The sequence below is a fragment of the Parundibacterium terreum genome, from assembly GCF_014636315.1.
Lineage (GTDB): Bacteria > Pseudomonadota > Gammaproteobacteria > Burkholderiales > Burkholderiaceae_D > Undibacterium > Undibacterium terreum.
Genome location: NZ_BMED01000002.1, coordinates 1,130,108 through 1,155,200 on the forward strand (window position 1 = coordinate 1,130,108; position 25,093 = coordinate 1,155,200).

Here is a 25,093-nt window from a genome sequence, read left to right on the forward strand (position 1 = left end):
GAGTTCAAGCGCCTGCTTGAACTCTCATGGCCGAAGCAATTTTTAAACTGCTTCTTTGGTGATCGGACCGGTACCGCTGAAGCGGTCCAGCGCCAGGTAGATAACCGGCGTGATGAACAAGGTAATCGCCTGTGAAAAGATCAGGCCGCCGACCACCGCAAGACCCAGCGGCTGGCGCAATTCAGCACCGGCACCCAAGCCGAAAGCGATAGGCAATGCGCCAACCAGCGCAGCCAGTGTCGTCATCATGATAGGACGGAAACGCTGGATACAGGCTTCGCGTATCGCTTCCGCCGGCGTCATGCCGTGATTCCTTTGCACGTCCAGCGCAAAGTCGATCATCATGATCGCATTCTTTTTCACGATACCGATCAGCAGCAGGATACCGATCATCGCAATCAGCGTCAGATCCTGGTGGAACAATTCCAGTGTCAGCAAGGCGCCCACTGCGGCAGAAGGCAAGCCGGCCAGGATCGTGATCGGGTGAATATAGCTTTCATACAAGACACCCAGCAATACATAGATCACCAGCAAGGCGGCTACGATCAGCACAATCTGTCCGGACTGGGAGTTCTTGAACACCGCCGCATCGCCACCGTAGGACGTGATGATGGAAACCGGCAGGCGGATGTCCTGACTGAACTTGTCTATCTTGTTGGTCGCATCGCCCAGCGCATAGCCGGGAGTCAGGTTGAAGGAAATCGTCACCGCCTGCAACTGGCCCATGTGGTTGATCGATGTCGGCCCTACCGTACGCTTGACGGTGACAAAGCTGTTCAGAGGTATCAATGCACCGGTGTTGCTGCGCACATAGATATTGTTCAGCGCGGCTTCGTCCTTCTTCGCATCCGGCGACACTTCCATGATGACCTGGTAGCTGTCCACATTGCTGTACATCGTGGAAATCTGCCTTTCACCAAACGCGCTGTATAAGGCAGAGCGCACCGGGTTCATGCTGACGCCCAGCGAATTCGCCTTGTCCCTGTCGATATTCAGCGAGGCCTGCAAACCCTTCAGTTGCGAATCGCTGGTTACGTCCTTGAAGGCAGGATCATTCTTCATCTTCTCCTGCAGCTTCAGCGCCCAGTCATTCAGTTCTCCCGCTTCCACACTCTGCAAGATGTACTGGTACTGGCTCTTGGTCTGGCGGCCGCCCAGCTGCAAGTTTTGCGTAGGGCGCATATACACCGCAATCCCCGGCAAATCGCGGAATTTGTTGCGCAAACCTTCGACCACCTGCTTCATAGGCTTGCGCTCATCGCGCGGCTTCAGGTTGACGAACATACGGCCGGTATTCTGCGCATTGCTGCCGCCGCCGTTAAATGACGCTACCGACAGCACATTCGGGTCGTCACGCAAAATCTTGGCTGCCTTGTCTTGCAGGATGGACATGGCAGGGAAGGAGATGTCTTCCGATGCTTCCGTCGATACGTTCAATTGGCCGATATCTTCTTCCGGGAAAAAACCCTTGGGAATCACGGTGAACATGTACGCAGTCGCAATAAAAGTCAGCAGCGCCACCAACAGCACGATATTGCGATGGCGCAGGGCGAGGTCCAGCGCGCGGCCATAGCTGCGCAGGGAGGCATCAAAGGCGGACTCGAATATATGCAGCAGCACGGCCACCGGTTTTGGCGGCGCTTTCATGTCATGTTCGTTTTGCAGGAAGCGGCTGGCCAGCATAGGCACCAATGTCAGCGCCACGAAAGCCGACGCAATAATCGCCAGGCTGACGATCACCGCAAACTCATGGAACAACTGGCCGATCACACCCGGCATGAAAAAGATGGGAATGAACACCGCGATCAGCGAACTGGAAATCGAAATAATCGTGAAGCCCACTTCACGCGAACCCTGCAATGCAGCCTTGAACGGGTGCATGCCCTCTTCCACGTGGCGCATGATGTTTTCCAGCATCACGATCGCATCGTCGACCACCAAGCCGACGGCCAGCGTCAGACCCAGCAAGGAAATGTTATCCAGCGTATAGCCGAAGCCCCACAGCAACGCAATCGCGCCGACCAGCGAGACCGGCAGCGACAGAGTCGGGATCACTGTCGCCACCATGCGGCGCAGGAACAGGAAGATCACAACCACCACCAGGAACACGGTCAGCAGCAGGGTCAGGTTAACGTCGTGCAAGGCATCGCGGATAGAGACCGAGCGGTCATTCACCAGGTTAATCTTGACCGAGGCTGGCAACTGCGCGCGGAAGCCGGGCAAGGCGGCACGTATGGAATCCACGACCTTGACGGTGTTGGCATCGGTCTGGCGCAGGATGGCCAGCGTGATCGAGCTTTCGCCATTGAAGTTGGATGCGGTCTTTACAACCTCAAAACTGTCTTCCACCTTGGCGACATCGCGCAGGCGTACCGAGAGGCCATTCTTGTTGCTGACTATGGTGTCGGCAAACTCCGCCGCTGTCAGCATCTGCTTGTTGGCCAACAGCGTCAGCGTCTGCTTGTCGCCATCCAGCGTACCTACCGGCGTGTTGGCGTTGGCAGAACTGATCGCAGCGGACAATTCATCCAGCGACATATTCCTGTTCGCCAGCGCCTCGGGATTGACGCGTATGCGTACCGCATAGCGGCGAGCGCCAAAGATATTCACCTGGGCCACGCCATCCAGCGTGGACAGCGTCGGCGAAATCAGATGTTCGGCATAGCTGTTCAGGTCCGCCAGGTTCAGCGACGGCGAAGTCAGTGCCAGGATCAACACAGGGGCATCAGCCGGATTCACCTTGCGGTAAGACGGCGGCGTCGTCATTTCTATCGGCAGCGTACGCTGCGCCCTCAGCAGCGCCGCCTGCACGTCCACCGCAGCCGCATCGATATTGCGGTTCTGGTCGAATTCCAGCGTGACTGAAGTCGATCCCAGCGTATTGGTGGAGCTGATGACGCTCAGGCCGGGGATCGTGGAGAATTGCTTTTCCAATTGCAAGGCAACCGACGTCGCCATGGTTTCCGGGCTGGCGCCGGGCAATACTGCACTGACGTTAATGACCGGCGTGTTATAGCTGGGCAGCGCCGCAATGGGGATGTAGCGATAGGCGAGGATACCGGCGACAAGAATGGACAGATTCAGCAACACCGTCATCACAGGACGGCGGATAAACAGCTCCGACAAATTCATGATGCACTCACGGCAGAGGCTGGCGCCATTTTAATGTCGTCGGCAATCGTCTTGTCGACTCCGCCGGCCTTAGCAGTCGGTTTGTCCGTTCTTTCGATGACGGAAACGCCGGGACGCAAATTCTGCTTACCTTCCAGCACCACCTTGACATCGGCTTCCACGCCGGACACGACGGCATCCGGGCCTGATTGCTGCAATACTTTCACTACGCGCAAAGCAGCCTTGCCTTCTTTATCGACGATATACAGTGTGGTGTTCTTGGCATTGATGATCAATGCATCCTGCGGAACCACGATGGCATCCTTGATGGTCTGCACGCTCAGTTCCACATTAGCGTACGCACCCGGCCACAGCTTCAGTTCCTTGTTGTCAAACAGTGCCTTGGCCCTGATCGTGCCGGACGCGGCGTCCACAGTGTTATCAACAAAGGACAGATGCCCCTTGAACTGCGCCGTGCTGTCCGGCAGCTTGGCCAGCACGAAGCTGTCAGGCGTCTTCATGCTGTCCAGCGCATCCGGCAAATTCCGCTGCGGCAAAGTGAAAGTGACGGAGATAGGATCCATCTGCGTGATGGTCACCAGCGGTGTTGCAGTACCTGGCTGCACCAGCGAACCCGGATACACGCTGATGATGCCGGTGCGGCCTGCAGCCTGCGCAGTGATGCGGTCGTAGCTCAATGCCACCTTGGCCGCATTGACGGCGGCGCGATCGGAAGCGATCACTGCATTCTGCGCATCGTATTGGGCCTGGCTGGTATCAACAACGCTTTGCGATACGAATTTTTTCGACAACAGATCCTTGCTGCGTTCCAGTTGGCGCTTGTAGTCGGTCTGGGTTGCCAGGTCTTTGTCCAGTTGCGCCTGCGCCTTGGCGACGTTGACTTCATCTGCGCGGCTGTCCAGCGAAAACAGCAGATCGCCGGCTTTGACAAACTGGCCTTCCTTGATATGCACCTTGGTGATCGTGCTGGTCACCTGCGGGCGAACGTCAACAGTGCTGAGCGAGGTGACAACGCCGTTACCGGCCAGCTTCACAGGAAAATCCCTGCGCTGCACCGGAGCGGTCACTACACTGATCGCCTTGTTCGACTGTGCCGCCTGTCCTTTAGCGTTCTTTGCCTGCTGCGAGCTGCTCCATGCGTAATAAGCACCTGCTACCGCACCCACTGCTATCAAGCTAACAACTATCGTCTTCAATCTGCTCATGCTGTATTTTGCCTCTGCGTACGCTAATAACTAACGTGCGTATCTGATACTTATTGGAAAGAAAAGTTCTGCGTAGCTTCAATTAAACATGTCTATTGTTAACAAGGACTTAATTGAATTGCAGCAAGTTTTGTTAACTTCTAATGCTATCAAAGAAAAAGCCAGCGAAGACGCTGGCTTTAATTTTTTATACTTTCCGTTACACGACTGCACCGTCTGTCGTGTCTTTTTCCTTGATAGGCTTGATCAGGTCTTCACGCTTGACTCCCAGCCACATCGCTATTGCCGCGGCCACGAATACCGAAGAGTAAATACCGAACAAGATACCGATGGTCAGCGCAGTGGCAAAGCCATGCAACGTAGGTCCGCCTATCAACAGCATCGACAGCACCATCATCTGCGTACAACCGTGCGTGATGATGGTACGGGAGATCGTGCTGGTAATTGCACTATCGATAATTTCAGTAACGGATGCCTTGCGCTGCTTGCGGAAATTCTCGCGTATCCGGTCAAAGATAACTACCGACTCATTGACAGAATAACCCAGCACCGCAAGTACGCCAGCCAGTACCGACAGGCTGAACTCCCATTGGAAGAAGGCAAAGAAACCCAGGATGATGACCACGTCATGCAAGTTCGCAATGATCGCAGCAACCGCGAATTTCCATTCAAAGCGTATCGCCAGATAAATCACTACGCCGATAATCACCATGCCCAGAGCGCGCAGGCCGTCGTGGAACAGCTCGTCGCCCACCTGCGCGCCTACCAGTTCCGACCTCTGCAGTTTCACTTCCTGGTTTTGCGCTTTCAACGCAGCAAATACCTTGTCGCTTTGCTGCGATGCTGTCATGCCTTTCGGCAGTGGCAGGCGGATCACAACGTCGGTAGGCTTGCCGAAAGTCTGCACCGGGCTGTCGTTATAGCCCAGGCCGACTACCGTCTTGCGTATGTCTTCCACGTTTGCCGTCTGTGAATAGCTCAACTCCATCAGCGTGCCGCCGGTGAACTCGATCGAATAGTTCAAGCCCTTGTGGAACAGGAAGAACACCGCCGCGACAAAGGTCAGGGCGGAAATGACATTGAATATCAGCGCATTGCGCATGAAGGGAATGTCTTTTTTGATGCGGAATAATTCCATGATGAATCCCTAAATTCTTTTCTTTACGATGCTGCAGCGTGCAGTAACGATGTTCAGTAACTTATTCGGTAGGTTTCCAGATCTGGCCGATAGACACCGAGGCCAGTTTCTTCTTGCGGCCGTACCACAAGTTCACCACACCGCGCGACACGAATACTGCCGAGAAAATCGAAGTCAGAATACCCAGGCAATGCACCACGGCAAAGCCGCGTATTGCACCGGAACCGAAGATCAGCAAAGCCAAGCCGACAATCAGAGTCGTTACGTTGGAATCCAGGATGGTTGCCCATGCACGGTCGAAACCTGCCGCAATCGCCGCCTGTGGCGTATTGCCAGCACGCAGCTCTTCACGGATACGCTCGTTGATCAGCACGTTGGCGTCAATCGCCATACCCAGCGCCAGCGCAATCGCCGCCATGCCAGGCAAGGTCAAAGTCGCTTGGATACCTGACAGCAAAGCCACCAGCAACAGCAAGTTGACCGACAACGCTACCACGCTGAAGAAACCGAACAGCATGTAGTACACGACCATGAAAGCAGAGATAGCGGCAAAACCGTACAGCGTGGAATTGAAGCCCTGCGTAATATTGGCAGCACCCAACTGAGGTCCGATGACGCTTTCTTCAATAAATTCCATCGGTGCGGCCAGCGCGCCTGAGCGCAACAGCAAGGCCAGATCGGCGGAGGCGACAGCCGAACCCATACCGGTGATCTGGAAGTTTTTGCCCAGTTCATCGTTGATGGTCGCTACAGTCAGCAACTCGCCCTTGCCTTTTTCCAGCAGCACGATCGCCATTTTCTTGCCGACCTTGCCGCGCGTACCTTCACGCATCTTGCGGCCGCCGTCGCTGTTCAGTTCTATGCTGACGGATGGCTGCTGGTTCTGGTCAAAGCTGGCTTGCGCGCCGACGATATAGTCGCCGGTGATCACCACGTCTTTGTACAGCACTGCCGGAGCACCACGGCCTACCTTGAACATCTCGGAGCCAAACGGCACTGTGGTGTTTTCATCCACAGGCGGCAATACGGATTCATCCACCAGGCGCACTTCCAGGTCAGGCGTACGGCCTATCAATTCCTTCGCGTGGGCAACGTCCTGTACACCGGCCAGCTCAATCACGATACGGTCTGCGCCCTGCTGCTGGATCACCGGTTCCGATACGCCCAGTTCATTCACCCGCTTGGACAACGCAGTGATGTTTTGCTTGATGCCTTCGGCAACCAGGTTTTTCAGCGCTTCCGGCTTGATGCTGACCTGCAGGTTGAAATCGGTTGCGTCGGACACGTCCACCAGATTCACGTCAGTCATTTGTCCGGCCAGGATATCCTTGGCCTTGCCGCGTGTCTCCGCGTCGCGGAACTTGATGCTGACCAGATCGCCTTCGCGGGTGATGCCGGCATGACGGACTTCCTTGTCACGCAGCAGGCCGCGCACGCTGGATTGCAGATTCTGTACGCGCTTGTTCAGCATCGCCTTGGTATCGACCTGCATCAGGAAATGCACACCGCCCTGCAAATCCAGGCCGCGGTTCATCGGCTGCGCATTGATGCTTTGCAGCCATTTTGGCGAACCTGACAATTGGTTGAAGGCGACGGTATAAGTCGGGTCGTTAGGGTCCGTATTCAGCGCTTTTTCCAGCGCGTCCTTGGCTTTGGCTTGGGCGCCGCCATCGGCCAGGCGCACGCGCACGGTGCCTTGCAGGCCATTATTTTCATAAAACACGCCGCTGTCCTGCACGCCGGCCTGTTTCAGCGCCTGCGAGACGCGGTCTATCATGCCGCTATCGATTTTGACTGTGGCTTTGGCGCTGCTGATTTGCACTGCCGGCACTTTGTCAAAAAAATTCGGTGCTGTGTATAAAGCACCAAAAATGATTGCTATGACGATCAGTATGTACTTCCAGAGAGGATAGCGATTCATATCGGTTCAGATTAAAAGGTAGAGCCAAATGCAATGCAGCCTGTGTGATCTACACAGGCTGCCTGGATGTTGATCAGATCGCTTTGATCGTGCCCTTAGGCAGTATCATCGTCACCGCCACTTTTTGCACGATCACTTCGGTGCCATTGGCGATTTCCACAGTAACGTAAGCATCCGTCACTTTAATAACCTTGCCCAGTACGCCGCCGGCTGTGACTACTTCGTCGTTCTTGGCCAGCGCATCCATCATCGCTTTTTGTTCTTTCTGACGCTTCATCTGAGGACGGATCATCAGGAAATACATCAGCACGAACATCGGGATAAAGATGAACAGGCTGGAAAAATCGCCGCCCATGCCGGGAAGTCCTGAGGATTGTGCGTAAGCGTTGGAAATAAACACGTTAATGCTCCAGTAGTATTATAAAAATCAAGTTTTCAGAAATTATCTTTTTGATCACGAAAACTGTATATGATGGCAAATCGCTGCATTTAAAGCAGCAATCTTAATTTTTGAAAACAAAGCGCAACATTCTAGCCCGAATAGCTACAGATGGCTAATTTTAGCCACCTATAGCTGTGCTGCAGCGCAGTCTACACGCCTCTGGCGCGATCGGCGTGAAATTGCGCGACAAAAGCCGGGAAACGTTCGTCGTCCAGCGACTGGCGTACACCACGCATCAAATCCAGGTAGTAGTGGAGGTTGTGGATAGTATTCAAGCGTGCGCCGAGGATTTCGCCGGTGCGGTGCAAATGGTGCAGGTAAGCGCGGGAAAAATTCTTGCATGTATAACAAGAGCAAGTCTCATCCAGCGGCGCCATGTCTTCCTTGTAACGCGCGTTCTTGATCTTGACGTCGCCAAAACGGGTAAAGATCCAGCCATTGCGTGCGTTACGGGTCGGCATCACGCAATCAAACATGTCCACGCCATTGCTGACGCCGGCGATCAAGTCTTCCGGTGTGCCAACGCCCATCAGGTAATGCGGCTTGTTTTCCGGCAGCTTGGGGCCGATATGCTGCAACACGCGCATCATGTCTTCCTTGGGCTCGCCGACCGACAGTCCGCCTATCGCAATGCCGTGGAAGTTCAATTCATTCAGGCCGGCCAGCGATTCATCGCGCAAGCTCTCGAACATGCCGCCCTGGACTATGCCAAACAGCGCATTCGGGTTTTCGCCTTTCTGGAACTCGTCGCTGGAGCGCTTGGCCCAGCGCAGCGACATGCGCATGGATTTCGCAGCTTCTTCCAGTGTTGCAGGGCGGCCGTCTATTTCATACGGCGTGCATTCGTCAAACTGCATGACGATGTCGGAATTCAGCGAACGCTGTATCTGCATGGAGATTTCCGGCGACAGGAACAGGCGCTCGCCGCTGATAGGCGACGCAAACTTCACGCCTTCTTCGGTGATCTTGCGCATCGCGCCCAGAGAAAACACCTGGAAGCCGCCGGAGTCAGTCAATATGGGCCGGTCCCAGCCCATGAAGCCATGCAGGCCGCCGAATTTATTGACGACGTCCATGCCGGGGCGCAGCCACAAATGGAAGGTATTGCCCAGGATGATGTGGGCGTCTATCTCTTTCAGCTCCAGTGGCGACATCGCCTTCACCGAGCCATAGGTACCCACCGGCATGAAGATGGGCGTTTCAATGACGCCATGATTGACCGTCACGCGGCCACGGCGGGCGGCGGTGGTCTTGTCTTTTTTGATGAGTTGGAAGTCAAGCATGATAGTGGCCGATCTCAGTCCGTAGAGGTGTTTGTATTGAGTAGGTGGGAAGTATTCGTCAGCAGCATCGCATCGCCATAGCTGAAGAAGCGGTAATGCTGCGCAATTGCGTGCGCATAGGCCGAGCGTATACGATCGTAACCTGCAAAAGCCGATACCAGCATCAGCAAGGTTGATTTAGGCAAGTGGAAATTCGTGATAAGCCTGTCTACTGTCTTGAATACATAACCCGGCGTGATGAACAGGCGCGTATCTGCGCTGCCCGCCTGCAGGCTGCCGCCCTGCGATGCCGATTCCAGCGCGCGCATGCTGGTGGTGCCGACCGCGATCACCGATTTGCCGGCTGCCTTGGCGGTACGCACTGCGTCCACTGTTTGCTGCGATATCGTATACCACTCACTGTGCATCGCATGCTGGGCCAGATCTTCGGTTCGTACAGGCTGGAATGTGCCGGCGCCTACATGCAGGGTCACATAGGCCAGGCCTATGCCCTTGGCTTGGCAGCGGTCCAGCAAGTCCTGGTCAAAATGCAGGCCGGCGGTAGGCGCGGCAACAGCGCCTGGGACGCGCGAATACACGGTCTGGTAGCGCTGCTCGTCAAAGTCGTCGGCGTCATGCGTGATATACGGCGGCAACGGCAGGCGCCCGTAGGTTTCTATCAGTTCGAACACATCGCCGGGAAAGTGCAGCGTATAAAACTCGCCCACGCGCTCGCCTACCGTCACATCGAAACTCTCCGCCAGGCGTATGCCGGTACCTGCAGGCGGCGATTTCGAAGCACGCACTTGCGCCAGCACGGTTCTTTGTTCATCGGTGTTGCTGAGCACGCGCTCCACCAGCACCTCGACCTTGCCGCCGGTTTCCTTGACGCCGAAAAAGCGCGCCTTCAATACCCGTGTATCGTTAAACACCAGCAGGTCGCCGGGCGACAGCTGCTCCAGCACATCGGCAAAATGGCGGTCCACCAGTTGTTCGCCGTCCACATGGAGCAGACGCGATGCGGTACGATGCGGCAACGGTATTTGCGCAATCAGTTCTTCGGGCAGGTCAAAATCAAAATCGGATAGGGAATACATGCAAAGCCGGTAAAAAGCAGAATCAGTACAGTTTTTTCAGTGGCGTATCATCCGTCATCGCTAAAAATGAAGGCAAAACAGCAAGAAACTGCACAAATAAGTGAATGAATAATTGTTTTTACTGTATAAAAAGCCAGTAAAATGACATAATTGCACAAGAATGCAAGACCAATTTACGTTAAAACCCCAGCAAAATAACAGCAAAACCCGGTATTTTACACCTCATGCCCGCTGCAAACCCACTTACTCCACTTAAACCTGCCGACGCCGCCGCTGAACCGGTAAAAGCTGCCAAGGCCGGAAAAAAGAAAGCCGCCAAGCCCCCAGTGCGGCTGGAAGACAAGTTGGCCAAGCTGGGCCTGCGCAAGGACATGGATTTTGTACTGCACCTGCCCATGCGCTACGAAGATGAAACGCAGGTGGTCAGCATGCGCGATGCGGCTTTTCGCGGCGGCAGCATGGTGCAGGTGGAAGGCATAGTCACCGAATGCGATATCCAATTCCGGCCACGCCGGCAACTGGTGGTGACCATTGCCGATGACACTGCGCAAGTAGTACTGCGCTTCCTGAATTTTTACGGCAGCCAGACCAAGCAGTTGGCAGCAGGCACACGGGTACGCGCCAGGGGCGAACTCAGGCACGGCTTTTTCGGCGCGGAGATGGTGCATCCCGGCTACAAGGTCATCAATGAAGGTGCGCCCTTGCCGACCTCATTGACGCCGGTATATCCGGCCGGCGACGGCATCTCTCAGCTAATGCTGCGCAAGGCCATAGGCAGCGCGCTGAACCGGGTCAACTGGCAGGATACGCTGTCGCCTGCCTTGCTGGCTTCGCTGGGCCTGCAAAATTTTGAGGCGTCGATACGGCTGCTGCACAACCCACCGCCGGATGTTGACGAGCATGCACTGATGGAAAAAGAGCATCCGGCATGGCAACGCATGAAATTCGACGAACTGCTGGCCCAGCAATTGTCCCTGAAGCGTGCGCAGGCGTCGCGCCGCGCCAAGGGTGCGACTGCGCTGTCCGTTGTCGGCGAACTCTCCAACTCTTTCCTGCTGACCCTGCCCTTCGTGCTGACCGGCGCGCAGGAAAAAGTGCTGGCCGAAATACGCACCGACCTGAAACAGGCCTTCCCCATGCAGCGCTTGCTGCAGGGCGACGTAGGCAGCGGCAAGACTGTGGTGGCAGCCCTGGCCGCCGCGCAGGCGATAGACAGCGGTTTCCAGGCTGCGCTGATGGCACCGACCGAGATCCTGGCAGACCAGCACTTCCGTAAGATCGCCGCCTGGATGGAACCGCTGGGCATCAAGGTTGCGTGGCTCACCGGCAGCCTGAAGAAAAAGGAAAAAGACCAGGCCAAGGCACTGATTGAATCCGGCGAAGCGCAACTGGTGATAGGCACGCATGCGCTGATACAGGACGGCGTGGAATTCAGCAAGTTGGGGCTCGTCATCGTTGACGAACAGCACCGCTTTGGCGTGGGCCAGCGCCTGACTTTGCGCAACAAGGGCCAGAAGGATGGCGATGGGGGTGGCAAGGGAAAGGTGCCGCACCAGTTGATGATGTCGGCCACGCCGATCCCGCGCACGCTGGCAATGACCTACTATGCCGACCTGGAAGTCTCGGTCATTGATGAACTGCCGCCAGGCCGCACGCCTATCGTCACGCGCGTGGTGGACCAGAACCGGCGCGATGAAGTCATAGAACGCGTGCATGCCGCCGCGCAGGACGGCAAACAAATCTACTGGGTCTGCCCGCTGATTGAAGAATCCGAAGCGCTGCAACTGCAAACCGCGACCGACACCCACGCAATGCTCAGCCTGGAGCTGCCGGACCTGAAAGTGGGGCTGGTGCACGGACGGCTTAAGCCGGCAGAAAAGCAGGTGGTCATGGATGCCTTCACCCGCAATGAGATCCAGGTGCTGGTGGCAACGACGGTCATTGAAGTCGGCGTGGATGTGCCCAATGCCAGCCTGATGGTGATAGAACATGCAGAACGCTTCGGCCTGTCTCAGTTGCACCAGTTGCGCGGCCGGGTAGGCCGTGGCGCCAACGCCAGCGTATGCCTGCTGCTGTATCAGGGCCCTTTGGGCGGCACTGCCAAGCAAAGGCTGATGACGATGCGCGAAACCACAGACGGCTTTGAAATCGCGCGCAAGGATCTGGAGTTGCGCGGGCCAGGAGAGTTTTTGGGTGCTCGCCAGTCCGGCGAAGCCATGCTGCGCTTCGCCAACCTGGAAACCGACCAGTGGCTGGTGGACAAGGCACGCAGCCTGGCTACCGAACTACTGGAAAAGGATATGCCTACAGTGGAAGCGCATCTGAACCGCTGGCTGGGATTCCGCGAAGAGTTCCTGCGCGTATAGCTAATCAGTGCGATCAGTATTCAGGCAGTAACTTCGCCCGCCAGATATTGATGGATTGCCTGCACCACAACCGATCCTTCGCCGACACCGGATGCCACCCGCTTGACCGAACCTGAGCGCACGTCACCGACAGCAAAGATGCCCGGCTTGCTGGTGGCGAAATTGGAGTCGATCAGCAAAGGGCATACCTTGCCGCCGGTACGCACAAAACCTTTTTCATCCAGCTTGACGCAGCCATTCAGCCATTGCGTATTCGGTTCTGCGCCTATCATCACGAACACGTTTTTCATGTCCTGCTGCCGCTCGGTACCCGTTGCGCCATCCATCCAGGTAACCTGCCGCAACAAGTAGTCGCCATCCATGCGGGTAATGAAGCTGCGCGCATGCAGGCTGATCTTCGGCGACTGGTTGATGCGTTGTATCAGGTAGTCTGACATCGTCGCAGCCAGCCCGTTGGCGCGAACCAGGATATGTACGTGCTTGACCCACTGGCTCAGGTAAACCGCAGCCTGGCCGGCGGAATTGCCGCCACCGACCACGATCACCTCTTCACCGGCGCACAGGTTCGCTTCCATGGCCGTCGCTGCATAGTGTATGCCCTGCCCTTCAAAGCGGTCGTAATTGGGCACGTCCAGCTTTTTATACCGCGCACCGGTCGCAATGACAATGGAACGCGCATGCAGCATCTGGCCGTCTTCCATCGATAGCTTATATGGCAGGCTGGAGCAATCTATCGATGAAGCCGAACGGGATATGACTAAACGCACACCGAATTTCTGAGCCTGCACCTGCGCCTTCGCTGCCAGGTTGGCGCCGGATATGCCCATGGGAAAGCCGAGATAATTTTCTATCTTGGAACTGGTGCCCGCCTGCCCGCCGGCGGCGAACTCCTCAATCACTATCGTGTCCAGTCCCTCGGACGCGGCATACACCGCTGACGCCAGGCCGGTGGGGCCGGCGCCGACTACCACTACGTCATAGATGCGCTCGGGATCGACCTGCACATTCAGACCGATCTGGTCTGCCAGTGCCGCGGTAGCCGGATTCATGATGACTTCATTGCGCGAGTTCACGACTACCGGGAACTCTTTCCTGCTCAGCCCCAGCATACTCAGCATGGGAATGGTTTCCGCGTCGTGCTCCATTTCCAGCACCCGGTGCGGATAGCCGTTACGCAAAAGAAAACGGCGTATTCTCAATGTGTCGGCGCACTGGCTGGAGCCTATCACCAGCACTCCGCCTACCCCATGCTGTATCAATTGCAGGCGCCTCACCATATAGGCGCGCATCAGGATCTCACCTATATCCGGTTCGCTGCTCAACAAGCGCTGCAGGTCGGCGCGCTTGACGCGGATGACTTCGGTATCCTCGCTGGCAAAGGCATCCACCAGGATTTTATGTCCCGAGAGCACGTCCAGTTCGCCGGTGAACTGGTTGCGACAATGACGCGCGATGGTTTCCACATTGCCCTCGCTATCCGTTGCGGATATTTCTATGCAGCCGGATATCACGAAGAAAGCGTCTGCGTGCCTGTCGTCTCGCGCAATCAGTTGCGTTCCCTGCAGCACATGCCCACGCACTCCATAGGCACCGACGCGGGCCGTCATTTCGTCGCTCAGGCTGGGGAAAGCCTCGGCCGCAGAAGCGCCGAGTTCGGACGTATCAAAGCCATTCTGAACTTGCATACTCATTCTCTGTGGAAAGCGGCATAAAAAACGGCGGTGCAAGACATGAGGCATGCATCGCATCCAGGTGAATTCCTTCGCGCTCACTCCTATTGACGAAATGAGTTTCGGGCTCCAATGGCATTATATGCGCTCTGGATTTAAGCGCTCATTGAAATGCAGATGCAGCAAAAATTGCCGCAAAATGATAGCGCCCGATGTGTCGATGTGTATTATGCATACGTATCGGGCAACAAAAAAAGAAGAAACTGAAGGGATGAAACCTGGCTTACGCAGGCAATTTATGAGAAGCCAGCAGTTGGCCGGCTGCAGTTTTCCTCAGGAGCCTGCTAGGCTGCAGGGGCCAGCTTCAGCCATTCCGCACATTTCCACGGATAGATTTCCAGCGATTTTGACGTGGAGCGCAAATACGCGCCGTCACTGTGTGCATCATTGGAAAAGCCAAGCTTGTTCAGCAAGCGCAGCATGCCGGTGTTTTCTGCCAGGACATCACCGTACATCGCTTCCAGGCCGGCCGTGCTGGCAATGCAGATCAGGTTCTTGATGAGGCGACTGGCAATCCCCTGCTTTTGCCAGGCATCGGCAACGACTATTGCATATTCGGCCTTGCCCGATTTTGCTTCAACCACATAGTTTGCCATACCGACAACAACTTCCCGCCCGTCCTGCTCGGCATAAGCCAGCAGCGTCACCTCCGACTCGGGATAGGCATGTGTAAAGCGCGCCAGCATTTCATCGGATAGCGTATGTATGGGAAAGAAAAAACGATAGTAGCGGCTCTTCAGGGATAAACCGCTCACCAGCGCCTGGATCGCAGGACCATCATTCTGCCGGGCTGCACGAATGGAAACCGCTGCCTTTATTACAACGACTTCCACTTCCTGTTCAGCGACTCCGACAAAAAGCCGCTCTGCTGACGATAACGAAGTTTGACTCATGATCGTTCTCCAGTCTGGAAATTGGTCTTGGACTAAGAAGGACGCCTAGCAGACCCGTGCCGCAGCCACGCGCCTGATCTTGCTGTCCGACAGATGCCAGCGGCCTGTCTGGAGTTCATCAGAAGAATCGGATGGACGCAGGCGTATATGGGCGTCCGATAGGCCGGATACCAGCACCCCTTCCACTTGCTGCAAATCCACTGCCTGGCCCGCTTCCAGGATCAGGTCATCCTGATCGCCGTCGCGCGTTATCCAGACTGAGCCGCATACGGCCTGCAGGGTTACCAGAGACAGCTTAGGCAAGTGGACACTCTGGTCCTTGCTCAAACGTATCGTCTCTGCCTGATTTTTTGCGAGCACTTCTGCCACATCGTCAGACCCGGAATGAGCGATGCTATGCAGTAATTTTTTTGCTATCGTGTACATGGTGAACTCCTTCAATACTGTCTTTGGCGGTAAGGGAAACCTCCCTTTTTGCATGGTTGGATTATGGTCTTCATACAGCAAAAGACAATCCGGGAAAACGGAATATAATTGTTTCTGCGTATGCACAATCCTGGCACGCGTTATGCCGCTCCCACGAGGGGCGAAATGGGGAAAATGATGGAACAGCTCGCCGAAATGATGGTATTTGCCAAAGTGGTGGAAATGAAAAGTTTTTCCGCAGCAGCAAACGCCTTGAACACCTCAAAATCCTTGATCAGCAAACAAGTCAGCAGCCTGGAAAGCACACTAGGCGTACGCCTGCTAAACCGCACTACGCGCAGCATGAGCCTGACTGAGATAGGCAGTGCGTACTACCAGCACTGCGCCCGCATTGCGCATGAGATAGAAGCAGCGCGCGAGACCGCTTCGCAGTTGCAGACAGCGCCGCGCGGCAACCTGAAGCTGAGCGCTCCAGTTGTATTTGCCGCCTTGCACCTGGCCGGCGCGATCGACGCTTTCCTGAAAAAATTTCCCGACGTGGAAATAGAACTCGATACCAGCGACCGGCTGGTAGACATTGTTGAAGAGGGCTACGACCTGGCGATACGCATCACTAACAACCCGGGCCAGACGACGGTGTCGCGCAAGATACTGGACCTGCACTGGGCCACCTGCGCATCGCCGGCTTACCTGGAAAAACACGGAGAGCCGGAAACGCCGCACGACCTGCTGCAGCACAACTGCCTGATGAACCAGAATATGCCGCATATCAGCAAGGGCTGGAATTACACGATCGCCGGCAAGGATGTATCGGTACCGGTCAAGGGCAATTGCAAGGTCAACAGTACCGAGGTCATGCACCAGTTGGCGCTGGCCGGGGTCGGCATGGTGGTATTTCCAACCTATATCGTCGGCTCCAGCATCCAGAAAGGACGCCTGAAGCGCGTCTTGTGCGACTATGTGGCTTCGCCCGGTTTCGGCCTGTACGCGACCTATATGCCGAACCGCTACATGCAAACCAAGGTAAGGGCCTTTATCGATCACCTGATCACTTACTTTGGCGAAGAGCCGGTCTGGGATCACGACATCATTCCGCCCTGCACCAAGGGCACGGCATCCCAAAAAGCCAAGGCCGCGGTACCTGCCTGAACCGCACCCTTTAATCCAACCAAGAACTCAAGGAAACAAGCTGCATGCTGGAAATCATCAATGCCGACCTCAATAATCCTCAACATGGCGCCGCATTTATCGCGCTGCTCAATGACTATGCTCGCGACCCCATGGGCGGCGGCGAAGAGTTGCCGGACTATGCAAAAGCCAACCTTGTCAGCGAAGTACGCAAACGCAGCAATATCCGGGTCGTGCTGGCCTTCGTCGATGGCCAGCCTGCAGGCTTCAGCACCTGCATAGACGGGTTCTCCACCTTTGCCTGCAAGCCCTTGCTGAATATCCACGATATCGCCGTCAACCAGCAGTTCCGTGGACTGGGCATTGCAAAAAAGCTGCTGTCCCACATTGAGGACATGGCCAGAGAAAGCGGCTGCTGCAAGATCACGCTGGAAGTATTGCAAGGGAATGTCCCGGCAGCGTCGCTGTATAAGTCCTTGGGCTTTGCGACTTATGAACTGGATCCGGCGATGGGCGGTGCGTCGCTGATGCAAAAAAAATTATAGGCATACGCAAGATAAGAGAACCGCATCAAGCAGGAAAGCAGCCCCCATCCATTGCTTCCCCTGCGCCTGTTTACCTTGTTGTACTGAAACATCTACAATAGGCTTCCTTTACCGTCGGCAATGCCTGCGGCAAAAAAGAATGACACTCCCAATAACTGTTTCTTCGTTTCAGGAAAATGTATGAGCATAGATTTCAAAGGCCGCGTGGCTATCGTGACTGGCGCCGGCGGCGGTCTGGGTCGTGAACACGCACTGGCGCTGGCCAAGCGCGGCGCGCGCGTGGTTGTCAATGACCTCGGCGGCGCACGGGACGGCTCTGGAGCATCCTCCGCGGCGGCACTGGCTGTCGTTGAAGAAATCCGTCAGGCGGGCGGCGAAGCTATCGCCAATGGCGCTTCGGTCACCGATTTTGACGCGGTGCAGGCGATGGTCAACCAGGCGATGGAAACCTGGGGCCGTGTGGATATCCTGGTCAACAATGCCGGAATCCTGCGCGACAAGTCTTTTGCCAAGATGGAGCTGGATGATTTCAAGCTGGTGATGGACGTGCACCTGATGGGCGCGGTCAATTGCTGCAAAGCAGTCTGGCCTATCATGACAACGCAAGGCTACGGCCGCATCGTGATGACAACTTCATCCTCCGGACTGTACGGCAATTTCGGCCAATCCAACTATGGCGCTGCAAAAATGGCGCTGGTAGGCCTGATGCAGACACTGGCTATCGAAGGTGCCAAATACAATATCCGCGTCAACAGCCTGGCGCCAACCGCGGCTACCCGCATGACGGAAAGCCTGTTCCCGGAAGCGATGCTGCAGGCGCTGCAGGCATCCGACGTGGTGCCGGCGATGCTGGTGCTGGCCGCCGAAGATGCGCCGACCCGCGCCATCCTGTGTGCCGGTGCCGGCGGCTTTGAAGCCGCGCACATCACGCTCACCCAGGGTGTCTGGGTAGGCCGTGGCGACGATGCGCCTGAGCTGCTGGCGCAACGTCTGGCCGAAGTCAGGGATCGCGACGGTGAAACTGTTCCCGAAAGCGGCACCGCGCAAGGCCATGCCGAGTTGACCAAGGCAATGGCAAATCTACAATCCTGAGCACGCTCAGGGTAGTGCAGCAAGACTAAGCACAGGCACAGGCCGCCTTCATGGCGGCCTGTGTTATTTTGGTCTATCGCTGTGCCGCATGGCTGAGATTCAAAGCGATGTATGAAAAATTGTATATTTTGCATAACGCCACAGCGCTTTATTCGCGCTTTATTCACTCTTTGAGCAGCATATCGTTTTACACATTGTTTTTTGCTTAACAATCGGCCTGCGAACAATAAAAATATGCTGTATCCGGTCACGCACTGTGCGAAGATAACGCTATGACTCTCACAGAATTAAAATATATCGTTGCAGTCGCGCGGCAAAAGCATTTCGGCCATGCTGCCGAAGCTTGCTTTGTTGCGCAGCCTACTCTTTCGGTTGCGATCAAGAAACTGGAAGACGAACTGGGCGTGACGATATTCGAACGCGGCGGCCTGGAAGTCTCGATGACGCCGCTGGGCGCACAGATCGTGGCTCAGGCAGAACGTGTGCTGGAACAAACCGCCGCGATCAAGGAAATTGCCAAACAAAACAAAGATCCGCTGGCCGGCCCTTTCCGGCTTGGGGTGATCTACACGGTAGGCCCTTACCTGCTGCCTACACTGGTCAAGAGCATGATAGAGCGCGTACCGCAAATGCCGCTGGTACTGCAGGAAAATTTCACGGTGCGCCTGATGGAATTGCTGCGCCAGGGTGAACTGGATGCGGCCATCATGGCCTTGCCGCTGCCCGACCAGGGCCTGATGGTACAGCCGCTATACGACGAACCTTTCGTGGTAGCCCTGCCCAAGGAACATGCGTGGGCCAAACGCGATAGCGTCTCTGCCGAAGAACTGAAATCGGAAACCATGCTGTTACTGGGTAACGGCCATTGTTTCCGCGACCAGGTGCTGGAAGTCTGTCCCGAAATGTCCCGCTTTTCCACTGCAGGCGACGGCATAGCGCGCACCTTTGAAGGTTCCTCATTGGAGACCATACGTCATATGGTCGCGTCCGGCATAGGCATTACGGTCTTGCCTGTAGCCTCGGTTCCCGATATGGGCGCCAAGGACGGTATGCTTCGTTATCTACCCTTCAGCTCCCCGGCGCCTGACCGTCGTGTCGTCATCGCGTGGCGCAAGAGCTTTACCCGCCAGGCGGCGATAGAAGCCATACGCCAGGCAGTGCTGGCCTGCGATCTGCCCGGAGTCAGCATGCTGGATGAAGCTGCACTGGTCCAATAGACCCGCCCTGCCGCTCTTATTGACCTTCTTTATCCACTTCTACCTGCTGTAGCCGCAAGCCATACGCTGGCAAGCCTTCACCATTCCGCTTTACCATATAGCCAGGACTGGGTATCTTCCCGCCCTGACATCCCCACCCCTTCTCTCACAGGAGCATACATGGCCTGGCTGATATTGCTGGTCGCCGGCGTACTGGAAGTTACCTGGGCCATAGGCCTGAAGTACACCGATAACTTTTCTCGCCTATGGCCCTCGGTAGCAACGCTGGTCGCGATGGCAGCCAGCGTAGGCCTGCTCTCGGTTGCGATGAAGACCCTGCCGGTGGGAACCGCGTATGCGGTCTGGACTGGCATAGGTGCAGTCGGCACCGTGGCGATGGGCATCCTGCTGTTCGGTGAGGCGGCGACCGTCTCGCGCCTGGTGTGCATGGCCCTGATCATCAGCGGTATCGCCGGCCTGAAATTTTTATAAATGGAGCACTGATGAATGTAATGACTGGACCCATCATCACCGCACGCCTGACCCTGCGCGTATTGGTACCCGCGGCCCCGGCACCAGAAGACGCAGCACTGCTGCAAGCCTATCTGCTGGAAAACCGCCATCATCTCGCACCCTGGGAGCCCTTGCGCGACGACACCTATTTCAGCCTGGCAGAATGCGAACAAAGGCTGCTGGCGAGCCGGCAAAGCATGGAAGCCGGCAGCGCGCTGCACTTTGCCGTGTTTATCACCGGTGCCCCGGACATGATAGGCATCTGCCACTTCAGCAATATCGTGCGCGGCGTGTTCCAGGCCTGCCATCTGGGCTATGCCATTGCAGAAAAGCATGAGGGCAAAGGATATATGCAGGAAGCCGTCCAGGCCGGTATTCGCCATATGTTCACGCAGCAAGGCTTGCATCGCGTCATGGCCAACCATCTTCCCGACAATGTGCGCAGCGCCGGACTGCTGCAAAAACTGGGGTTTGAGCGCGAAGGCTATGCGCGCTCCTACCTGAAAATTAATGGGCGCTGGCAAGACCACGTATTGAACGCCTTGCTCAATCCTGAGAATTGATATCTTCCGGAAATTTATTGCTCCACGGAAAATTGACAAAACTGACACTACGTGCGACTCTGATAGCATCCTGCTATGTGCTTCCACGGTCCGCCATAGCAGCAGGCTATACGGCGGATTGCTCATCATCCGCGCTGATACTTTAATTTGGCTTAGTTTGCCTTAGTTTGCCTTAATTTCAACCAGTATTTCGACCAGCCTCAGAGACAACAGAACTTCCAGTATCCAAAAGTATTAAGTGCATTGCTGCAAATGCACTTCGCTGCAATATGACGGAAAATCATACCAAGGCACTGATATGGGTGGAGAAGGATCAAGCAAAGTTTCGTTCCTGATATGCCGCGATGACAGCCGGCTCTATGCGTTTGCGCTGCCCGATGTCGTAGAGACCATGCGCCCCCTGTCGACGCAGGCTTTACAGGGTATGCCGTCCTTCCTGCTGGGTATTTCCCTGATACGCGGCGTGATGCTGCCTGTTATCCAGCTAAGCCGGCTCTTTGGACTATCCCTGGCTGAACAGCCACTCCCTGCAGATGCCCCTCCTGCCCGCTATGTCACGCTCAGGCTGGGACAACGCCAGCTCGCCGTCGCAGTGCAGGAAGTGCTGGGTGTGCGCCCAATAGACGACACTCATCTGGCCTTGATGCCGGCACTACTGCAGGAAGTCGCTGCCGAAACGATTAGCGCCATCAGCGTGCTGGACACGGAATTATTGCTGGTACTGAGAGCAGCCCACCTGCTTCCGGAAGCGCTATGGCTGGAACTGGAACGCGGCGCGGAAGTTCGCGTGCAAGACCGGGCAGAGCACGAATGACCCCGATGCCGACCTCAGGGGAACTGTCCCGCTTCCGCGATCTCGTGACCGGGCTAATGGGCTTGAACGCCAGCGAATTGAAACTATCCCGGCTGGACGAGCTACTGCGCCGCCGCGCGCAGGCCAACAAGATGCAGTGTTCGGCCTATCTGGACGCACTGGGCAAGGACCAGATACAGGCAACAGAACTGGCCCAGCTGGTACAGGAATTGACGATCACTGAAACTTATTTCTTCCGCAATCCCGCCCACTATGCCGCATTGACCGAAGCCGCCCTGCCCGAACGACTGGCAGCCCTGTCCGGCCGACAGCAAGTGCATATCTTGTCTGCCGGATGTGCGTCAGGAGAAGAAGCCTACTCGCTGGCCATCCTGGTCAAAGAGCATTTTCCCGATGCTGCCCACCTGATTGCAATCACAGCGATAGACTTCAATCCTGCCGTGCTGGAAAAAGCGCAGCAGGCGCGCTATTCCAGTTGGTCGCTCAGGGACATGGCGCCGGACAGGCAGGCGCGCTGGTTCAGGAGCGAGGGCAATGCCTTCCTGCTGGACCAGAACGTGCGGCAGGCGGTCAAATTTGAGCGGCACAACCTGGCGGCAGAAAATCCTACGTTCTGGTGGGAGGGTCGCTTTGATATTGTTTTTTGCCGCAATGTGCTGATGTATTTTGTCCTTGAACAAGCGCAGGCGGCACTGCGCCGCATCGCATTCTCAATGATGCCGGGCGCCTATCTGTTCATGGGGCATGCTGAGACTTTACGCGGCTTGTCTAATGATTTTCATCTGTGCCATACGCATGAGACGTTTTACTACCAGCGCAAGCCGCTGCCACTCTCGTCTGAATTGCCAGAGCGGCGTATCGCCGCAACGCCCAGCCGCTGGCAGGAAGTCTCGCTTGCCAGCAATACCAGCTGGATAGAAACAATACAGGCGGCCAGCGAACGCATACAGCATATCGCCGGCGGTGCGCAAAAAAATGCCGGTGATGAAAGACTGCACGCAGCCGCCCCTGCGCTCAATCTTGAACATGCGATGGAATACCTGCATCAGGAAAGATACGATAGTGTGCTGCAACAGATAGGCAGCTTGCCGGAAGAACACGCGCAGGACACCGATGTCTTGCTGCTGAAAGCGGTTTCGCTATGCCATAGCGGCGCCTCGGAGGCTGCTGAGGGCGTATGCCAGCAACTGCTGCAGCATGATGAACTGAACGCCGGCGCGCACTATGTGCTGGCCCTGTGCCGGGAGAGTGCGGGCAATATGCAGGATGCGGTCGATCATGACCAGATGGCGTCCTATCTCGATCCTGCATTTGCCATGCCGCGCCTGCACATGGGTTTGCTGGCCAACCGCAATGGCGACAAGGCGACAGCAATGACGGCGCTGAACCAGGCGCTACTGCTGTTACAACAAGAAGACCCGTCGCGCATACTGTTGTTTGGAGGCGGATTCAAACGCGAAGCCCTGATCGCGCTATGCCGCTCACAACTGAATGCCACTGGAGCACGCCCTTGAACAACTTCGCAGCGCCAACCGACAATGCTTCGTCAGCCAACAGGCAGATCCTGAACGAACTGCGCGACGAGTTCGATCTGTCATTCAGCCAGCAGGCCGGGGCTGGCAGCGAACAGGCAGAAAACTTCCTGGTCCTGAAAATTGCCGGCGACCCGTACGCGCTAAGAGTAAGCGAAATCAGCGGCCTGTATGCCGATCGCGCAATCACGGCGCTGCCGTCGCCGGTGCCGGAACTGATAGGCCTTTCCGGATTCCGGGGCCAGGTGACGCCGGTCTACGACCTGGCCAGCCTGCTCGGCTATCCGCGCGCCGCCAAACCGAAATGGATAGCAGCCCTGCGGCATGCGGCACCGGTTGCCCTCGCTTTCGAAGAATTCCATATCCATCTGAGTATTACTGCACAACAGATTACCGGGCTCGAAAAAGATTCACACCTGCATGATGCGATCCAGACGGAAGGCGCCGTTTTTCCCATTATTGAGCTGCATTCGGTGCTTAAGGAAATACAACAGCGGGCAGATACTGCCCGGACGATCAAGGAGCGATAGGCAATGAACATCAACTGGACATTCGGCAGGAAAATAGCAGCCGGCTTCTTTGTATCCACCGCGCTGCTGATAGCCATAGGGACGGTTTCCTATCTCAGCATCAATCAACTGATCACCACCGGATTCTGGGTGTCGCATACGCACAAGGTGCTGGAAGAAGTTGCCAACTTTGCCGGTAGCCTGCAGGAAGCCGAGACCGGCTTCAGGGGTTACGCTATCACCGGTAATCCGGAATTTCTGGAGCCGTATGAAACAGCAAGGACAGAGTTCCCCAAGATACTGCACGACGTGAAGGAGCTGACCTCAGATAATCCTGCGCAGCAAAAACTATTCGACCAGATCGAAATGCTCGCCCGTGAAAAATTCGCGAACCAGAAAGAAAATATTTCATTCATCAAGGATGGCCATCCCGAACAGGCAATAAAAAATATCAGTAGCGGCAACGGCAAGAGAATCATGGATGAAATACGCAAGCTGACCGACCAGGCGGCAAGCAATGAAACAAACCTGTTGAAAAAGCGGACCGAAGAATCCGACGCAACAGTGAGTAATGCCAAATCGACCATCCTGTATGGAACCCTGATCTGCCTGATTTTTGTGATTGCTGCGGGTTATCTGATTACCCGCGCGCTCGGCAACCAGATAGGCGCCGCGGTTGGCCATGTGCAGAGTTCATCGGCGGAATTACAGGCTGCAGCCAGCCAGCAAGCCTCCGGTGCTAAAGAACAGGCCACCGCGATGAGCGAAATCAGCACCACCATCAGCGAGTTGGTGGCCACCTCCAGGCAAATTGCAGAAAGCGCACAACGCGTCGCATCCATCGCCGAGCAAAATGCCTCGGCTGCCCGCAATGGCGACGTCAAGGTCGGTAATGGCCAGGAATCCATGTCGGCAATACGGCGGCAAGTGGATATGGTGGTCAATCACATGCTGGACCTGGGCCGCAAGTCGCAAGAGATAGGCGCGGTATTGGACATCGTATCCGAGCTGGCAGAGCAGACCAATATCCTGGCCATCAACGCAACGATAGAGGCTGTCGGCGCAGGTGAAGCCGGCAAGCGTTTCGCCGTCGTCGCCGATGAAATCCGCAAACTCGCCGACCGGGTCTCCAATTCCACCAAGGAAATCAGGGGACAGATTGAGGACGTCAGGAGCGCGGTGAATACAACGGTCATGGCAACGGAAAGCAGCGCCAAGGCCGTCGATGCCGGGGCCAAGCAATTCGCGGAGATAGCGCTGGCATTCAGGCAGATCGGCAATCTGGTCGGCACCACGACAGAAGCCGCTCGCGAGATCGAGCTTTCCACCAAACAGCAGGCCACTGCTGCGGAGCAGGTGCGCCTGGCAGTCACCGATATTTCCCAGGCCACGCGCGAGTCGGAAGCCAGTTCCAGCCAGACTCTGCAAACAGCATCGCAACTGGCCAGCCTGTCCAGCGATTTGCGCCGCATGATACAGGCGCCGGTGGGCTAAAAATAACAAAGGACATGCAAAGAACAAGCAGAGGATAAGCAGAGCACATTTTCTCGAAAATACGCCGGGATATCCGCTGGACGAATAGCACCGGC

At 56.0% G+C, this 25,093-nt stretch carries 21 protein-coding genes; 11 read left to right on the plus strand and 10 right to left on the minus strand.

The genetic code is table 11. The annotated features are described in order from the left end of the window. Positions 1-42 precede the first annotated feature (42 nt). The 7 genes from IEW12_RS14080 to queA form a co-directional block, all read right to left on the minus strand. Complete coding sequence (locus IEW12_RS14080) at positions 43-3,132, minus strand: efflux RND transporter permease subunit (protein ID WP_188566632.1); 3,090 nt, start codon at positions 3,130-3,132, stop codon at positions 43-45. Continuing rightward, a complete protein-coding gene (locus tag IEW12_RS14085) occupies positions 3,129-4,337 on the minus strand; it encodes an efflux RND transporter periplasmic adaptor subunit (protein WP_188566633.1) in 1,209 nt (402 codons plus the stop codon). Before IEW12_RS14085 ends, IEW12_RS14080 begins: the two co-directional genes overlap by 4 nt. Positions 4,338-4,536: 199 nt before the next feature. Then, positions 4,537-5,475, minus strand: a complete 939-nt coding sequence (gene secF, locus IEW12_RS14090; RefSeq protein WP_188566634.1) for a protein translocase subunit SecF — start codon at positions 5,473-5,475, stop codon at positions 4,537-4,539. Positions 5,476-5,536: 61 nt separating this feature from the next. After that, positions 5,537-7,396, minus strand: coding sequence for a protein translocase subunit SecD (gene secD / locus IEW12_RS14095; RefSeq protein WP_188566635.1), 1,860 nt, complete (start codon positions 7,394-7,396; stop codon positions 5,537-5,539). 73 nt (positions 7,397-7,469) lie between these two features. After that, on the minus strand, positions 7,470-7,796 hold the full coding sequence (yajC, locus tag IEW12_RS14100) for a preprotein translocase subunit YajC (protein ID WP_188566636.1): 327 nt from the start codon (positions 7,794-7,796) through the stop codon (positions 7,470-7,472). A gap of 191 nt (positions 7,797-7,987) precedes the next feature. After that, a complete protein-coding gene (gene tgt / locus IEW12_RS14105) occupies positions 7,988-9,121 on the minus strand; it encodes a tRNA guanosine(34) transglycosylase Tgt (protein WP_188566637.1) in 1,134 nt (377 codons plus the stop codon). Between the two features lie 14 nt (positions 9,122-9,135). Then, complete coding sequence (gene queA, locus IEW12_RS14110) at positions 9,136-10,197, minus strand: tRNA preQ1(34) S-adenosylmethionine ribosyltransferase-isomerase QueA (RefSeq protein ID WP_188566638.1); 1,062 nt, start codon at positions 10,195-10,197, stop codon at positions 9,136-9,138. 224 nt (positions 10,198-10,421) lie between these two features. Here queA and recG point away from each other — a divergent pair, with 224 nt between their 5' ends. Then, positions 10,422-12,563: an ATP-dependent DNA helicase RecG gene (gene recG, locus IEW12_RS14115; protein WP_188566639.1), complete on the plus strand. Its 2,142-nt coding sequence runs from the start codon at positions 10,422-10,424 to the stop codon at positions 12,561-12,563. A 20-nt stretch (positions 12,564-12,583) separates the two neighbouring features. Here recG and IEW12_RS14120 read toward each other — a convergent pair whose 3' ends face one another. From IEW12_RS14120 to IEW12_RS14130, 3 genes are all read right to left on the minus strand, one after another. After that, a complete protein-coding gene (locus IEW12_RS14120) occupies positions 12,584-14,248 on the minus strand; it encodes an FAD-dependent oxidoreductase (RefSeq protein WP_188566640.1) in 1,665 nt (554 codons plus the stop codon). Positions 14,249-14,577: 329 nt separating this feature from the next. Then, positions 14,578-15,186 carry a GNAT family N-acetyltransferase gene (locus IEW12_RS14125; protein WP_188566641.1) on the minus strand — a complete coding sequence of 203 codons (609 nt, stop codon included), beginning with the start codon at positions 15,184-15,186 and terminating at the stop codon, positions 14,578-14,580. 45 nt (positions 15,187-15,231) lie between these two features. Next, positions 15,232-15,612, minus strand: coding sequence for a DUF2917 domain-containing protein (locus IEW12_RS14130; RefSeq protein ID WP_188566642.1), 381 nt, complete (start codon positions 15,610-15,612; stop codon positions 15,232-15,234). A gap of 174 nt (positions 15,613-15,786) precedes the next feature. Here IEW12_RS14130 and IEW12_RS14135 point away from each other — a divergent pair, with 174 nt between their 5' ends. From IEW12_RS14135 to IEW12_RS14180, 10 genes are all read left to right on the plus strand, one after another. Then, entirely contained in the window at positions 15,787-16,761 is a 975-nt protein-coding gene (locus IEW12_RS14135; protein WP_188566643.1) for a LysR family transcriptional regulator, read from the plus strand. A 44-nt stretch (positions 16,762-16,805) separates the two neighbouring features. Beyond that, the gene (locus tag IEW12_RS14140; protein WP_188566644.1) at positions 16,806-17,285 is read left to right on the plus strand and encodes a GNAT family N-acetyltransferase; all 480 of its coding nucleotides are present in this window, start codon (positions 16,806-16,808) and stop codon (positions 17,283-17,285) included. Positions 17,286-17,465: 180 nt separating this feature from the next. Further along, complete coding sequence (locus tag IEW12_RS14145; RefSeq protein ID WP_188566645.1) at positions 17,466-18,377, plus strand: SDR family NAD(P)-dependent oxidoreductase; 912 nt, start codon at positions 17,466-17,468, stop codon at positions 18,375-18,377. Positions 18,378-18,649: 272 nt separating this feature from the next. Next, positions 18,650-19,594, plus strand: coding sequence for a LysR substrate-binding domain-containing protein (locus IEW12_RS14150; RefSeq protein ID WP_188566646.1), 945 nt, complete (start codon positions 18,650-18,652; stop codon positions 19,592-19,594). 159 nt (positions 19,595-19,753) lie between these two features. Beyond that, complete coding sequence (gene sugE, locus IEW12_RS14155) at positions 19,754-20,065, plus strand: quaternary ammonium compound efflux SMR transporter SugE (protein WP_188566647.1); 312 nt, start codon at positions 19,754-19,756, stop codon at positions 20,063-20,065. A gap of 11 nt (positions 20,066-20,076) precedes the next feature. Beyond that, positions 20,077-20,649, plus strand: coding sequence for a ribosomal protein S5-alanine N-acetyltransferase (rimJ, locus tag IEW12_RS14160; RefSeq protein WP_188566648.1), 573 nt, complete (start codon positions 20,077-20,079; stop codon positions 20,647-20,649). Positions 20,650-20,947: 298 nt separating this feature from the next. Continuing rightward, on the plus strand, positions 20,948-21,463 hold the full coding sequence (locus IEW12_RS14165) for a chemotaxis protein CheW (RefSeq protein WP_188566649.1): 516 nt from the start codon (positions 20,948-20,950) through the stop codon (positions 21,461-21,463). Continuing rightward, positions 21,460-22,977, plus strand: a complete 1,518-nt coding sequence (locus IEW12_RS14170; RefSeq protein ID WP_188566650.1) for a CheR family methyltransferase — start codon at positions 21,460-21,462, stop codon at positions 22,975-22,977. The genes IEW12_RS14165 and IEW12_RS14170 overlap by 4 nt, the downstream gene beginning before the upstream one ends. Then, entirely contained in the window at positions 22,974-23,525 is a 552-nt protein-coding gene (locus tag IEW12_RS14175; protein WP_188566651.1) for a chemotaxis protein CheW, read from the plus strand. Before IEW12_RS14170 ends, IEW12_RS14175 begins: the two co-directional genes overlap by 4 nt. 3 nt (positions 23,526-23,528) lie before the next feature. Beyond that, on the plus strand, positions 23,529-24,998 hold the full coding sequence (locus IEW12_RS14180; protein WP_188566652.1) for a CHASE3 domain-containing protein: 1,470 nt from the start codon (positions 23,529-23,531) through the stop codon (positions 24,996-24,998). Positions 24,999-25,093: the final 95 nt, after the last annotated feature.

Bases quoted from the DNA above. Each gene is read 5' to 3' on its own strand.
- IEW12_RS14080 (WP_188566632.1), bottom strand. From the start codon at position 3,132: ATGAATTTGTCGGAGCTGTTTATCCGCCGTCCTGTGATGACGGTGTTG.
- IEW12_RS14085 (WP_188566633.1), bottom strand. From the start codon at position 4,337: ATGAGCAGATTGAAGACGATAGTTGTTAGCTTGATAGCAGTGGGTGCG.
- secF (WP_188566634.1), bottom strand. From the start codon at position 5,475: ATGGAATTATTCCGCATCAAAAAAGACATTCCCTTCATGCGCAATGCG.
- secD (WP_188566635.1), bottom strand. From the start codon at position 7,396: ATGAATCGCTATCCTCTCTGGAAGTACATACTGATCGTCATAGCAATC.
- tgt (WP_188566637.1), bottom strand. From the start codon at position 9,121: ATGCTTGACTTCCAACTCATCAAAAAAGACAAGACCACCGCCGCCCGC.
- queA (WP_188566638.1), bottom strand. From the start codon at position 10,197: ATGTATTCCCTATCCGATTTTGATTTTGACCTGCCCGAAGAACTGATT.
- recG (WP_188566639.1), top strand. From the start codon at position 10,422: ATGCCCGCTGCAAACCCACTTACTCCACTTAAACCTGCCGACGCCGCC.
- IEW12_RS14120 (WP_188566640.1), bottom strand. From the start codon at position 14,248: ATGCAAGTTCAGAATGGCTTTGATACGTCCGAACTCGGCGCTTCTGCG.
- IEW12_RS14125 (WP_188566641.1), bottom strand. From the start codon at position 15,186: ATGAGTCAAACTTCGTTATCGTCAGCAGAGCGGCTTTTTGTCGGAGTC.
- IEW12_RS14130 (WP_188566642.1), bottom strand. From the start codon at position 15,612: ATGTACACGATAGCAAAAAAATTACTGCATAGCATCGCTCATTCCGGG.
- IEW12_RS14135 (WP_188566643.1), top strand. From the start codon at position 15,787: ATGATGGAACAGCTCGCCGAAATGATGGTATTTGCCAAAGTGGTGGAA.
- IEW12_RS14140 (WP_188566644.1), top strand. From the start codon at position 16,806: ATGCTGGAAATCATCAATGCCGACCTCAATAATCCTCAACATGGCGCC.
- IEW12_RS14145 (WP_188566645.1), top strand. From the start codon at position 17,466: ATGAGCATAGATTTCAAAGGCCGCGTGGCTATCGTGACTGGCGCCGGC.
- IEW12_RS14150 (WP_188566646.1), top strand. From the start codon at position 18,650: ATGACTCTCACAGAATTAAAATATATCGTTGCAGTCGCGCGGCAAAAG.
- sugE (WP_188566647.1), top strand. From the start codon at position 19,754: ATGGCCTGGCTGATATTGCTGGTCGCCGGCGTACTGGAAGTTACCTGG.
- rimJ (WP_188566648.1), top strand. From the start codon at position 20,077: ATGAATGTAATGACTGGACCCATCATCACCGCACGCCTGACCCTGCGC.
- IEW12_RS14165 (WP_188566649.1), top strand. From the start codon at position 20,948: ATGGGTGGAGAAGGATCAAGCAAAGTTTCGTTCCTGATATGCCGCGAT.
- IEW12_RS14170 (WP_188566650.1), top strand. From the start codon at position 21,460: ATGACCCCGATGCCGACCTCAGGGGAACTGTCCCGCTTCCGCGATCTC.
- IEW12_RS14180 (WP_188566652.1), top strand. From the start codon at position 23,529: ATGAACATCAACTGGACATTCGGCAGGAAAATAGCAGCCGGCTTCTTT.